Origin of the sequence: Salinibacterium sp. NG253 (genome assembly GCF_015864945.1) — a bacterium.
Taxonomy (GTDB): domain Bacteria; phylum Actinomycetota; class Actinomycetes; order Actinomycetales; family Microbacteriaceae; genus Rhodoglobus.
On sequence record NZ_JADYWF010000001.1, the window covers coordinates 1,368,423 to 1,381,936 of the forward strand.

The 13,514-nt window shown below is 63.8% G+C and carries 9 protein-coding genes; 5 read left to right on the forward strand and 4 right to left on the reverse strand.

The genetic code is table 11. The features are described 5' to 3' along the window. Window positions 1-111 precede the first annotated feature (111 nt). Window positions 112-1,200 (reverse strand): hypothetical protein, encoded by a 1,089-nt coding sequence (locus I6E52_RS06675; RefSeq protein WP_197155645.1) that lies wholly within the window; start codon window positions 1,198-1,200, stop codon window positions 112-114. A 131-nt stretch (window positions 1,201-1,331) separates the two neighbouring features. Continuing rightward, a complete protein-coding gene (locus I6E52_RS06680; protein ID WP_197155646.1) occupies window positions 1,332-2,405 on the reverse strand; it encodes a hypothetical protein in 1,074 nt (357 codons plus the stop codon). Between the two features lie 123 nt (window positions 2,406-2,528). On the opposite strand from I6E52_RS06680, the gene I6E52_RS06685 reads away from it, so the two are divergent. The 5 genes from I6E52_RS06685 to I6E52_RS14435 are packed head-to-tail and all read left to right on the forward strand — an operon-like array spanning window position 2,529 to window position 9,869. Further along, window positions 2,529-5,201, forward strand: a complete 2,673-nt coding sequence (locus I6E52_RS06685; RefSeq protein ID WP_197155647.1) for an ABC transporter substrate-binding protein — start codon at window positions 2,529-2,531, stop codon at window positions 5,199-5,201. 3 nt (window positions 5,202-5,204) lie between these two features. Then, window positions 5,205-6,194 carry an ABC transporter permease gene (locus tag I6E52_RS06690; RefSeq protein ID WP_197122909.1) on the forward strand — a complete coding sequence of 330 codons (990 nt, stop codon included), beginning with the start codon at window positions 5,205-5,207 and terminating at the stop codon, window positions 6,192-6,194. After that, the gene (locus I6E52_RS06695) at window positions 6,191-7,048 is read left to right on the forward strand and encodes an ABC transporter permease (RefSeq protein WP_197122907.1); all 858 of its coding nucleotides are present in this window, start codon (window positions 6,191-6,193) and stop codon (window positions 7,046-7,048) included. Before I6E52_RS06690 ends, I6E52_RS06695 begins: the two co-directional genes overlap by 4 nt. Continuing rightward, window positions 7,045-8,691, forward strand: coding sequence for an ABC transporter ATP-binding protein (locus I6E52_RS06700; RefSeq protein ID WP_231601785.1), 1,647 nt, complete (start codon window positions 7,045-7,047; stop codon window positions 8,689-8,691). Before I6E52_RS06695 ends, I6E52_RS06700 begins: the two co-directional genes overlap by 4 nt. A gap of 41 nt (window positions 8,692-8,732) precedes the next feature. Beyond that, entirely contained in the window at window positions 8,733-9,869 is a 1,137-nt protein-coding gene (locus I6E52_RS14435) for a peptidase C39 family protein (protein WP_307842425.1), read from the forward strand. A gap of 124 nt (window positions 9,870-9,993) precedes the next feature. On the opposite strand, the gene I6E52_RS06710 is transcribed toward I6E52_RS14435, so the two are convergent. Both I6E52_RS06710 and I6E52_RS06715 read right to left on the reverse strand, forming a co-directional pair. Then, complete coding sequence (locus tag I6E52_RS06710) at window positions 9,994-12,195, reverse strand: alpha-galactosidase (protein ID WP_197155648.1); 2,202 nt, start codon at window positions 12,193-12,195, stop codon at window positions 9,994-9,996. Continuing rightward, window positions 12,179-13,513: an ABC transporter substrate-binding protein gene (locus I6E52_RS06715; protein WP_197155651.1), complete on the reverse strand. Its 1,335-nt coding sequence runs from the start codon at window positions 13,511-13,513 to the stop codon at window positions 12,179-12,181. Before I6E52_RS06715 ends, I6E52_RS06710 begins: the two co-directional genes overlap by 17 nt. Window position 13,514: the final 1 nt, after the last annotated feature.

Here is a 13,514-nt window from a genome sequence, read left to right on the forward strand (position 1 = left end):
ACCGCTACAGATTCGGTACCGATGTAAAGAGACTAACCAGAGAAATCGCGAAATAGGGCCCTGTTCGCCCTAGGCGTGACTGTGCTGGGTTAGCGCTCAGGAATGGGCACGCTACGACCCGTTGCTAGACGCAGAACCGCCACCGGGCGACTGCGGATAGTCGGGGACACAGCGCCCCGGCGCTAGCCCGTCGAGCGATGCGGCACCACTTTCACGCAACGCAGCGAAGAGCAGTTCGTCGTCTGGGGTCTGCTCGATCGTGCCCTCGCAGGGGGAAGTGTGAAAACGGAACTCGCGCTCGGGCGACGCGTAGCCGAAGTCAAAGCCCGTGACCTGGGCAGTGTCTGCGGCAGCGGCCAGGATTGCCGGCCACTCGTCATCGCGGTACTCAGCGCTGTTGATTGCTACCTCTCGGCCGTGCAGTGCAGCGTCGTTGTCCGTCCACCGCACCAGCGCGCCAGCCGCGGCGAGAGCGGCTGGATAGTCGTAGTAGTAGTCGAGGCCGAGCCACGCATTCTCTTGCAACGGAAAAGAGCGGCCGAGGTCATCCACCAGTGCGAAAACATCCCTCGGCGGTAGGTGGTGGCCAGAGGCAGTGAGCCCGGGGAGCGCCCACGTCTCGTACTTGTTGTCCTGCGCTGCAGCCACGCCGATGCCACCACTGCTCTGCTCCGAAGACACTGTCGCGAGCGCGTCGTAATTGATCACCACCTGAGCGATAGCTTCTCGCGAGACCGCGCCGTTGCCCGGGCCTATGATTCGCGAGTACGAAACCTCGTCGTAGTCGTCGGTCAACAGCATCATCGTCAGCTCAGCGCCGAGCGCTTGCTCAAGCGCTTGCCAATAGTTGAAGTTGCTGATGACGAAGTCTGGGTGAAGTCCGAGGCCGGCCACCCGAAAACGACCGGCGGATTCTCCCGCCACCCGAATGGTGAACGCTACAGGGATGCCGTATGAGGGATAGCCGTCGGATACACGGCGCAACGTTTCGACGACGGCAACCGTTTGGGCCCCAGCGAACTCTTCGCTCACCTCGACATCGATCATGACGGGGCTCTCCCACATCACACCGGAGATCGGGGCTTGCGAGACTTCCCCGATGCCCTCAATTTCCTTTAGTTCAGTGGTGCTCTCGGCAAGGAACTCCTCGTACGACGCGACCAGCCCAGCACTGTCGAGGTCGGCTGCGTCATCTCTCATGAACGAGCACCCCGCCAGCGCGGGCGCAAGAAACGACAGCGCCGCCAGCGCACCCACAATCCGCCGCCGAAAATTCATTATTCGCCCACATTTTTTACCATCCGCGAAGCCGCTCTGGATCACTAGGGGCACTAGGGGGTGCACGCGCCCGGTCCTCCACCGAATGGAGGCGTCACACCATAATCGACCAGAGTTTCGAACAAGAGCACATCGTCAGCGGTGGCATCCACGGAACCGCTGCACGCAGAAGTGTGCAGCGAAAATGTCCGGTCGCCGGCGCTGTATTTGAAGTTCACGTTGGCCATCTCGATGGTGCGCACGGCGGCTTGAACCGCCGTGCTCCACGCTTCGTCGGAGTACTCATTACTCAACACGGCGATCTCCGGCCGACCACTGAAGCTGAGGGGGCCTCCCCATTGTGCGCTCAAGCCTTCGGGATAATCAGCATCGCCGGGGAAAGCTTCTGACCCCTCAGGGAACGAGAACAGGGGCACAATCTCACGAAGGTCGCGCACCAGCTCTACAAACTCGAACGGAGCAAGCTCATCGATAGATTGAACGCCCGCAATCTGCCAATAGTCGAGGTACTCGGTCTCGTGAAAGACCAGAGAGTCGACAGCCACGAACGCCTCGAGAGCTTCGTAGTTCTCAACCACGCGATCCGTTGCTGCATCGAGGTCGGTCTCGAAGGGGATCGCAATAGACCTGATCCCCTGCGAGGATGAGGGGAAAATTTCAAGCCACAGCTCGGTCTCGACGGCCGCAGAGGCAGCCCGCCAGAACTCAAAATTTTCAACAAAACCATCGTTTGTTGGGGGGATCACCCAGAGGTCGAACTTTCCGGCAGTTTCGCCCGCGAGCTTCAGACTGAGTTGAGGCCGAAGCGTCACCTGCTCAAGAGCGACGAAGCTGTCGCGAAACTGGTCGGCAAACTGTGCCAGCTGGACGCTGTCAAGAGCCGGATCGGCCGTCACGCTGATTCTGCCAATGTCCCCCAGAGACGCATCTGCCTGGATTTCGTACGAGGCGTCCTCCACTGCATCCAGAGCTTCGATGTCGGCCACTGCCGCAGCGAGTGCCGCATGGGCCAGAACACCTTCCCCCGCTGAGGTCATGGCCTGCTCCACAAGTGAGCAACCGCCGAGAACGAGGGAAAGAGCAACGGCGCCCGAGATAAGTGCGGGCAGGCGTCGAGAACTTGTCATGATTTAAGAGTACGTTTCCGGTCGCGATTCGGCCTGCCCCCGAAAGGGTTGCGTCCCCTTCCATAGCCAAAGTTAATCATTCTGTAACGTTATGCAGGTGGCGTTTGCCCATAAGGTGTCGTTATGCAGGACGCACCGCAGGAATCCGCCACCCTCGACGAACTGACGCGCGCGCTCGACCTTCACATGCTGCGCATCCTCGTCGCCATCCAAGAGACCGGCAGCGTTTCTGCCGCCGCTCGCCGTCTCGGTTTCAGCCAGCCCGCCATCACCCAACATCTCAAGCGCAGCGAAGCCCGCCTGAACATCGCCCTCGTCGCCCGCACGCCGCGCGGCATGGAACTCACCGAAGCCGGCTCCCTGCTCGCCCGCCACGCACCCCGCATCGACGCCGCCGTTACCGCCGCCGCGAGCGACCTCACCGCGCACCTCGGTCTCGACCGGGGCGCTGTGCGCCTGGCCGCGTTCCCCGCTGCCGTCGCCAGCATCATCGCGCCACTACTCTCGCGGCTCGATCGCGAGTTTCCGGGCATCCACGTCGAATTCAGCGAAGCAGCACCGGATGCCGCCCTCACCGCGGTCGCCGAAGGTCGCGCCGATATCGCCCTCGACTACCGCTACGCGAGCGACCACACCATCGCGTCGAGCTCGCACACGAGCCCGGAGGGACTGCGCTCGCGCTTCCTGCTCTCCGAAAACGTGCTCGCGATCGTGCCTCGAGCCGCCGCCGATCAGCTCGGGGCGTCAGCGAGTGTCGCAGGGCTTCTTCCGTTTACGTGGATCGGCGGCCCGGCTACCTGCACCGAGCAGCTTGTTGCCGTCGCGACCGCCCTCGGCGAGAAGCCCACGCTGCGGCACGATGTGACAACCGTCGGCGCAGCACTCGCGCTCGTGGCATCCGGCATCGGCGTCACGTTTCTCTCCGAACTTGCTCTCGCCACCACAACCCTGCCCGACGGCGTCGTCGCCCTCGAGTTGCAGCCCAAACTTCGTCGACGCATCTATGCGACAACGCTCGACGACTCCGCCGACACCCCCAGCATCGCCGTAGCCCTCCGGCTATTGGCCATGCGTGAGGTGGCCCGGAAAACCAGCAGTGACCGCGCGGCACTGTCACAGCACTCGCACCTCCAACGCGCGAAATTTGCATCCCCTCCTTTTACACCTCCTGTAACGCTCACCGAAAGGCACGAACTTCGCATGAGATCTACTAACTCCACCCTGGCTAAGGGGGCTCGGGCGTCCACGGTCGCCGTTGCCGCCTCCGCCCTGCTGCTCGCTGGCTGCGCCACGTCGAGCACTCCCACCGGCGACGGCAACATCGATACCATCACCGTTGCTTTGCCCGGCTCACTCTCAAGCCTCTATGTGGGTGCCGAAAGCGGCATCCTCAACTACTACATCGCCTCCATCACTCAAGAAGGTCTCGTCTCGATCGACGCCGACGGCGCCCTGCAGCCCGGCCTGGCCGAATCGTGGGACCAGCCGGATGACGTGACCTACGTCTACGAGCTGCGCGACGATGCGATGTTCCAAGACGGCACCCCGGTGACCGCCGACGACGTCGTGTTCAGCCTCGAGCAAGCGCGGGACGAAACCAGCTCGCCCGGCCTCTCGTACTACTTGGGTGGCGTGGAGAGCGTTGAGAAGACCGGCGACCTCGAAGTCACCGTGACCCTCTCGGCCCCGGATGCAGCATTCGCCGCCAACATGAGCACGGGTGGCGCGGCCTTCATCACTTCGCAGAAATTCTGGGAAGAGAACAACGGCGAAGTCGGCACCAGCAGCGCCCTGCTTCTCGGCTCGGGCCCCTACAAGGTCACCGAGTTCGTGCCCGACTCGCACGTGAACTTCGAACGCGTCGACACCTGGTGGGGCGACCTTCCCGAGGTGAAGAACATCAACGTGAAGTTCATCCCGGATGAGGGAACTCGCCTTCTTGCCGCCCAGTCTGGCGACATCGACGTGGCATTCAATGTGCCGCTCGCGCAGTCGACCCAGTGGGAAGACCTCGACAACATGCGTGTCGACTACGTCAACGACCTCTCCTATGTCGGCATGTACTTCAACACCGCCCTCGAGCCGTTCAACGACCCGAAGGTGCGCGAAGCATTCGCCCACAGCGTTGACCGCACCACGATCGTCGACAAGCTGCTGCGCGGCCACGGCGAAGTAGCGACTGCCATCGCGACTCCCGAATCCCTCGGAAGTGTCTACAGTGCCGATGACGCCCGCGACCTGCTCGCGACCATCCCGCAGTACGACTTCGACCTCGATGCGGCTGCGGCAGCACTCGCGGCATCCGATCACCCGGATGGCTTCGAGACCGACATTCTGTTCCCCTCCACGGGACCGCAGCTCGGCACCGCCGCTCAGTCGCTCGCCGAGAACCTCTCCAAGATCGGCATCACGCTGAACGTGCGCGAAGTTCCCATCGAAGAATGGCTCGCGAGCCTCGAACAAGACAGCAGCTACGGCGTTGGCCTCATGTGGTATTTCTCCACCCTGGGCGACCCCGCTGAAGTCTCGACCTACATGCTCGGCGACTACAACATCTCGAACTACGAGAACCCCGAAGTTCTCTCGCTGTTCGAGCGCATTGGCGCCGAGACTGACCCCTCTGCCCGCATCGACCTCCTCATCGAGGCCGAAACGCTGCAGGCAGAAGACATCATCAGCGTTCCGCTCTGGTGGGGACAATCCGCAACCGCGTTCTCGAACGACATTGACATGAGCAGCTACAGCTCATTCGCGTTCATCTCGTCCTGGCCGACCCTGCTCACTCCGGCTGGATAATTTGTGACAACCACCCCGATCGCACGCGCATCACAAGCACGGTCCTTGGGCCGCATGCTTGTGGTGCGCGTGCTCGGCACCATCGGCATCCTGCTGGTGCTGTCCATCATCGTGTTCTCGATGCTGCACCTCGCCCCCGGCGATATCGTCAAGAACCTGCTCGGCAACCGGGCATCATCACCGGAAGCCATCGCCGCCATCCGCGCGCAATACAACCTCGATCAGCCGCTGTACATGCAGTACCTGATCTGGTTGGGTAACACCCTCACCGGCGACTTTGGGCAGTCCATTCGCCTCCAAGATTCGGTGTCGAATGTCATCGGCTCGCGTCTGGGCATCACCGCCGCGCTCAGCGGACTTGCGTTCCTCCTCGCCGTGATCGTTGCCGTTCCGCTCGGCGTGCAGAGCGCCGTTCGTTCGGGAAGCTGGATCGACCGCTTCGCGACCGGCTTCGGAATCGTCGGCCTCAGCGCCCCCACCTTTGCCGTCGGCCTCCTCCTTCTCTATACGTTCGCGTTCTATCTGCCGATCTTTCCGGTCTACGGATCAGGAGACGGTGGCCTCGACACTCTCTGGCACCTCGTTCTTCCCGCCATCACCCTGGCCTTGGGACTCGGCGCCATCATCCTCAAGCTCACGCGCACCGCCATGCTGCGCGAACTCGAGAGTGACTACGTAACCTTTGGTCGCGCGCGCGGCCTGCCCGACCGCCAAGTGCACCTGATCGCCCTGCGCAACGCCGCCATCCCGATCGTGACCGGCGCCAGCCTCGTACTGACGTTCCTCGTGGGCGGCACGGTGCTGGCCGAAACGACGTTCGCGCTGCCCGGACTCGGCACCCTGCTGCAAGGCTCCGTGCTCTTCAAAGACATCGCCGTCGTGCAAGCGCTCACCCTGCTGGTGGCCGTGACGATTGCAATCATCGCCCTGCTGGCCGATCTCGCCTACATCTTCCTCGATCCCCGCATCCGCGCCAAGGAGAGTGCTCAGTGAGCAGCACCGAAGCTATCGTCTTAGCGAAACTTCCGCGGTCGCGCCGTCGGCATCCGGTTGCCGTGTGGTTGTCGCTTGCCCTGCTCGGGGTCGTCGCCTTCTTGGTGCTCTTCGGCAACCTGATTGCCCCGGATGCCACGGCCCAGTCGATCCTCGATTCCTTGCTGCCCCCGGGCAGCCCGGGTCACCTTCTCGGCACCGACGAACTCGGTCGAGATGTGCTTGCTCTGACGATCGCGGGAGCGGCATCCGCCCTCGTCGGCCCGGTGTGCGTTGCCCTCGGGTCGATGCTGCTCGGCATTCTGCTCGGCACTGTTGCGGGCTATTTGCGCGGCCCCATCGACTTCATCATTGGCCGCTGGACCGACCTGCTGTTCTCGCTTCCGCTGCTGCTGGCGGCGATCGTGGTCGCAGGCGTTTTCGGCGCCGGCTACTGGATGACCGTGCTGCTATTGATCCTGCTGTTCTCGCCCTCGGACATCCGCATTGTGCGCGCCGGGGTCATGGAGCAGGCCGCGCGCCCCTTCGTGGAGGCAGCCCAAATGCTTTCGCTCTCCAAGACCCGCATCATGTTCACGCAGGTATTGCCGAACGTGTGGTCGCTGATCATCACCAACTCGATGCTCAATGTGGCCTTCGCGCTCGTGGCGTTCTCGTCGCTGTCGTTCTTGGGCGTTGGCGTTGCTCCGGGCACGGCCGATTGGGGCCGCCAGCTCACCGATGGTCGCGCCATCATGATCGACAACCCGGCAGCCGTTCTCGTGCCGGCACTGCTCATCATCGGCGTCGCTTCGGCAGCAAACCTTGTGGGCGACTGGCTCGGCCAAAACTTGACCAGAACGGGACGCTCATGACCGAGACCAGCATGACAAACGTGCCCGCGTCGGGTGCCGGCTTGGGCTCCGGGTCGAGCACTCAGGTGGCCGTTACCGCGCTCACGATCGACGGGCCGGCTGGCGTTGTTGTCGCCCCCTTCGACTTCTCCATCGCGCCAGGCGAGACCCTCGCGCTCATCGGCGAATCGGGCTCGGGCAAGACGCTCTCTGCCAAAGCAATCGCCGGGCTTTTGCCCGCGGGCTTCAGCGCCCGCGGCACCATCGCGCTGTCGAGTGCCACCATCGAACTGCCCGCTACGGATGCCGTCTGGCGGGCCACCCGCGGTCGCCGCATCTCGCTGCTGCTGCAAGATCCGTTCACGAGCCTGAGCCCCGTGCACCGCTGCGGCACCCAGATCGGGATGACGATCGATGCCGCGAGCGCGACGCGCCTCAGCCGCGAGGAACGCACCGCCCGCATTACGCAGAGCCTTGCCGAAGTGAACCTGCCCGCGGATGTCGCCCGCGCCTACCCGCACGAACTCTCCGGCGGAATGCGTCAGCGGGTTGCCATCGCGGCAGCTCTCGCCACCGACCCCGAACTGCTTATTGCCGACGAGCCGACCACCGCTCTCGACGCGAGCAATCAGGGCGAGATCCTCGACCTCCTTCGGGGCCTGCAAGAAAAGCGCGGCATGGCCGCCCTCCTCATCTCGCACGACCTCGGTATGGTGCGCGGGCGTGCCGAGCACGTGCTCGTCATGCGCCACGGCGAGATCGTTGAGCGCGGTGTCACGAGCTCCGTGCTCAATGCGCCAAGCCACCCCTACACACGGGCGCTGATCGAAGCCGACCCCTCGCTCACCGATCGCTCCGCCGGGATCGTGCGTACGGCATCCGGTGCCGGCGTGACTGCTGCGGCGGCAGACGCCGACTCAGCAATCGGCGACCTCGTCACCGCCACCGACATCACCAAAAGCTTCGGCGACAAGACCGTGTTGCACGGCGTGAGCGTGACGGTGGGCCGCGGAGAAACCGTCGGCATTGTCGGCGAGAGCGGCTCGGGCAAGACCACAATCGCCCGCTGCATCGCGGGGCTCGAACACGAGACCAGCGGAGTGATCGAGTTTGACGGTTTCGCCCTCCCCGCCGGCCGCGCTTCACGCACGCCGAAGCAAATGCAGATCGTGTTCCAGGATCCGTACTCCTCGCTCAACCCGATGATCAGTGTCGGACGGTCGCTGAAGTTGGCGTTGCGGGTGGCGGGTCGTCCGGCATCCGACCTCAATGGCCTGCTGCAGTTGGTAGAGCTGCCCACCGACTTCGCGAGCAAGCGACCAGCAGAGCTGTCGGGTGGCCAACGCCAACGAGTCGCCATTGCCCGTGCTCTGGCTGTTCAGCCAGAGTTGCTGATCTGCGACGAATCAGTCTCGGCGCTCGATGTGTCGGTGCAGAAACAGATTCTCGATCTGCTCGCCAAGCTGCGAGTCGAACTCGGCCTCTCGATCCTGTTCATCTCGCACGACCTTGCCGTGGTGCGTCAGCTCGCCGACCGCGTGTACGTGCTGCGCCACGGCGAAGTCGTCGAGTCTGGCCTGTGCCACGACGTGCTCAACGCCCCGACTCATCCCTACACTCAGGCGCTCGTCGCAGCGTCCATTCACGAAGCACCCACTCACTGAGCTCGGCGTCACAAGCGCCCGACTCGCCCCGAAAGGACCCCGTGGACACCTCCACTCCTGCTGACTCTGCCGCCTCGAACACCACCACCGCTGCCGTTGATGCAACGATCGGCACTGCCGTTGTTCAGCTCGCGCCCGCCGAGCTTCCCGGGAGCCTCATCGAGGCTCTCGGCGCCGAGCGTGCCGCCGAATGGCAACGCGATCGCGAGCCCTACAACCCCCGGGTCTGGATGCTCGACTCCCCCACCGGCAGCGCCGCCGCTCTCACCTCCGGTCGCCCCAACACGCGCTACACGAAGCTCGTTGATCTTTGGGCCGACAGCGATGCTGCCGCCCAGGGTCTTCTCGGCGACCTGATCGCAGCTTCCGCGGAGCGGGGCGACGCCGCCCTCAAATGGCAGCTCCCGCTCGACGCTGAGCTCCCCGCCTTCGCCGCCGACTTCGGCTTCACCGAACTGCGCACTCCCATCTCTTCGGCCGATGGCACTCAGGGTGTTCGCGGCTTCGTTCTGTGGCACGGCGGCTGGCCGCACGAGCAACTGCGCTACTACGGCCAAACCACGCTGTTCACGTGTGGTGCGGTTGCCGCAATGACAGCTCTCAGCCACTTAGGTCTCGAACCCTTCGCCGACACCGAAGATGAGGATGCCCGCGAGCGCGAACTCGCCTTCTGGCGATCCGCCACCAACTTTCCTGCCTGCGAACCGCTCGGTCTCGCTGTTGCAGTGCACGACGTGATCGCGCAGTCCGCCTCCGGCATCAGTCTCGAACTGCACCTCGATACGACCGCACCGACACTGCTCGAAACCTACGAGGGCGAAGAGCGCGTGTTCCGCGAGCAGTTGCAGGAACAGTCTCGGGCCGAAGCGGCGAGCCGCGGCATCCAGCAGCACACCGCCCCGCTGTCGATTGAGCAGATCACCGAGCGCGTTGCCGGCGGCGAGCTCGCGATTCTGTTGATCGAAGAAGAACCCATGCACGATGCCTCGACCCCGCACTGGGTCGTCGCTCACTCGGTGAAGGGCGACACCGTTCTGCTCAACGATCCGTGGATTACGGCCGAGCAGGGCGAGACCTGGGTCGACTCCCACGATCTGCCCGTCTCGATCGCAGTGCTCGACCAGATGGTCGCGTTCGGTGACCCCACTTATCGCGGGGTCATTTTTGTGGCACGCTAGCACTAACTGAGGTGAGGAGCCGCGGTGAGCAACCCGGAGAAGAACCCGGCCGAGGTCGCTTGCCAAGCGCAGCCACGACGAGATCGTGGAGTTGCGCGCGAATAGTGTTACCCGTGCGACGAAGTTAGAGCGCTCCGCAGGGGCTCGCCGCCGCTGTTGCTGCGACTGCTGCTGGTACCGCCGTCACCCGCAACACGAGCGCCTCATCCGGATGCAGAATCGGCAGCGTGAGACCAACCGACCCGAGCGCTGCGCCCGACAGCGTGAGCTCGCCGTCGTGCCACCACGCTGGCGCAGTGCCCGGGTAGGTTGCCGCTTCCGCACCCACATCTACGGGGGTGATGCGGTACATACGGTGCGGGTCAAGCCCGGGCAATCGCCGGGCGGTGGGTACAGAGTCGGTGGGGGTCACGAGGTTGGTCACCCAGAACACGGCATCGGCGGCAGAGCCCGCGGCGTCATCCGTGACGATGCCGGTGATGAGAGGGTCTGCACTGAGTTCGCTGCGCACAACTCGCCCCGAATGGATGAGTCCGCGCAGTGAACGATAGACGCCCGCCCACGTGCGCAGCGCATCTCGCTCTTCGGAAGTCGCGGCGGTGAGGTCCCACTCGATGCCCGAGTGCCCCATGAGCGCAGTCGCGAGCCGGAAGCTCAGAGACAGCGAACGCCCCGAGGTGTGCGCGGGCGACGAGCCAACGTGCGATCCGAGGTACTCGAACGGCACGAGCAGGTTGGTCCAGCGCATGATCGAGAAACGGTCGTGTGCATCATTGGTATCGGATGGCCAGACGCGCTGAACGCGCTCGAGCACTCCGGCATCCACCCGGGCACCGCCCGAAGCGCAAGACTCGATTTCGACGTGTGGGTACCGCTCGCGCAGTTCGTCCATGAGGAGGTAGGTCGCCGCGACATGACGATGCACCGAACCACCAAGCAGGTCGCGGTTCATGTCCCACTTGAGGTAGCTGATCGCGTACTCGTCGAGCAGCGCCGCAATCGCATCCCGCACATGCTCACGCGCGGCAGGGTTATCAAGATCGAGCACGTGCTGGTTGCGCCACGACTTCGGCAGCGGTCGGTCGTCGTCGCGCAGAATCCACTCCGGATGCTCGCGCGCAAGATCTGAGTCGAGCGACACCATCTCGGGCTCAACCCACAACCCGAACTGCATCCCGCTGGCGGTCACTCGGTCAACGAGTGGAGCCAGACCCTCGGGCCAAGACGTGGCATCCACCGTCCAGTCGCCGAGCGCGCGCTTGTCGTCGGTGCGGCCGGTCATCCAGCCGTCGTCGAGAACGAAACGCTCGACACCGACGTCGGCTGCGGCATCCGCAAGTGCTGCGAGCTGGTCAAAGTTGTGATCGAAGTACACGGCCTCCCACGTGTTGAGGGTGAGCGGGCGCGGTGTCGAGGGATGCGCGGGCAGGCCGCGGAACCACGAATGGAAACGGTCGCTCAGTCCGTCGAGGCCGGCATCCGACCATGCGGCGTAGGCCCACGGAGTTTCGTGGGTGTCGCCCGTCGCGAGGCGAACTTCGCCGGGAGCCAGCAGCTCGGCGATGCCCACCGTGGTGTAGCCGAGCGCAAGGCGATCAATCCAGACGCGGGTATCGCCGCTCGTTCCGGCGTGTACCGCCCAAACCTCACCGTGGCGGAAACCAAAGCCGGGTGTTCCCGACACGGTGAGGAAGGAATCGTTGTGACCGCGGCGACCGTGGCGCGACTCGCGCAGCCAGGTTCCGTAGTCGATGGCGGAGCGCTGGGGTTGGCGTTCTGCCGCCCAAATTCCACTGAAGTCGAGTCGCTCGCGCGCCACCGGCGGGAGTGGAAGAACAGTGGCCAGCGACGAAAGCTCGAAAGCCTCGATGGCAGTGTTGGTCAATCGTGAACGGCTGCGCAGCACTCCGGCGGCAGACAGTTCACAGTCAATGGTGAGACTGAGGGCGTCGTCGTCGACCAGTGTGACCGAGACACGGTCAGGGGTCGGATGCTCGATGCTCGCGGTCTGCAGAGACGGCCGGCGCACACGCCCACCGCTTGCTCCGGCAGCGCGATCGTGGCGGCCCTCAAGACCGGGCAGCCCGGTCCAGCCCTCGGCGAGCAAGGGAACGATGCTCAGCCGGAAAGGTTCGTCGATGGAACTCGGTCCCAGGGCACGCTCGCGCGAATCTGCGAGCGCCGCGAGCTGGTCGTGGTCAAGTTCTCCGAGGTCTGCACCCCAGTGCGTGATCGACGGCACGCCCGTGCCGCGAGCATCCAGCACGAAGCTGGTGCCCGCGGCACGGAGGTGAACGATGTCGTTCGTGTTATTCGTTGACAGCAATCGCGGCAGCCTTCATGGCGTCGATTGTCTTCTGCTGACCGGTGGTCAATGCATCCGTGAGGGTGCCTGAGCCAGAGATGGCGCCAGAGAATCCGTCTGCAACATCCGTGTACACCTGCGTCATAGTCGGGCCCCACGTGAAGTCAGGGTTAACTTCTGCGCCGGCAGCGGCGAAGACGTCGTAGATGTTCTGTCCGCCGAAGAAGTCGAGACCTTCGGAGAAGGCCGGCAGGTCGCCACCGGTCTTCGTTGCGGGGTAGATGTTCGCCGTTGCGTTCATGCTGGCGAGTGCCTCAGGGTCGGTGTTCAACCAGAGAGCGAACTGTGCCGCTTCGTAGGGGTGTTCGCTTCCCTTGAGAACAGCAGTGCTCGATCCGCCCCAGTTACCGGCAGCAGAGTCGCCTTCGTTCCACTGCGGCATCGGAGCTACAGCCCAGTTGCCTGCGGTGTCAGGTGCACCACTCGTGATCGAGTTTGCACCCCATACTGCGGAAACCCAGCTCCAGACTTCACCGGAGTTGTAGCCGTTGTTCCACTCGTCGGTCCATGCCGGGAGGGTTGCAACGAGGTCATCGTCGAGCAGTCCCTGCCAGTAGTCAGCAACCTTGAGCGATTCGGGCGAGTCAAGGGTTACGTCCCAGGCTTCGCCGTCGTTTTCGAACCACTGTCCATCTGCCTGCCAGACGAGTCCGGCGAAGGCGTTGATGTCGCTCTGCGAGAAGTTGGTGATGTAGCCACCTTCTTCACGAATCTGCGCGGCAGCCTCGGCGTATTCGTCCCACGTGGTCGGGATGTCGATGCCAGCGGCTTCGAACAGGTCGGCACGGTAGAACAGGGCTTCGGGGCCGGTGTCCTGCGGAATTGCGTAGACCGAGTCTTCTTCACCGAACGTGACCTGGCTCCAGGTCCAGTCGATGAACTCGTCCTGCGCGTCCATTACTCCCTCACACGAGGCGATGTTGACAACGCCGTCTTGTACGCGGAAGTTGGGCAGGGCGTCGTATTCAATCTGACCAAGGTCGGGCGCATTGCCGGCTTCGATCTGGTTGAAGAAGTTGTTGTACGTTCCACCAAGACCGTTGGGTCCAGTCTGAACCTCAACTTGGATGTCGGGGTTCTGCTCGTTCCAGATTGCTGCGGCGTCTTCCATGCCGGGCAGCCACGTGGTGAAGCTGAGCGTTACGGGTCCGTCTGACGGGGTGCACGCGTCAGCGGCGTCAGTGCCACCGTCTGTGCCTGCACCGGTGGAGCATGCTGAGAGTGCGAGCGCGGAGACGAGCACCAATGCTCCTCCAGCGCGAGCTATGCGATTAGCCATG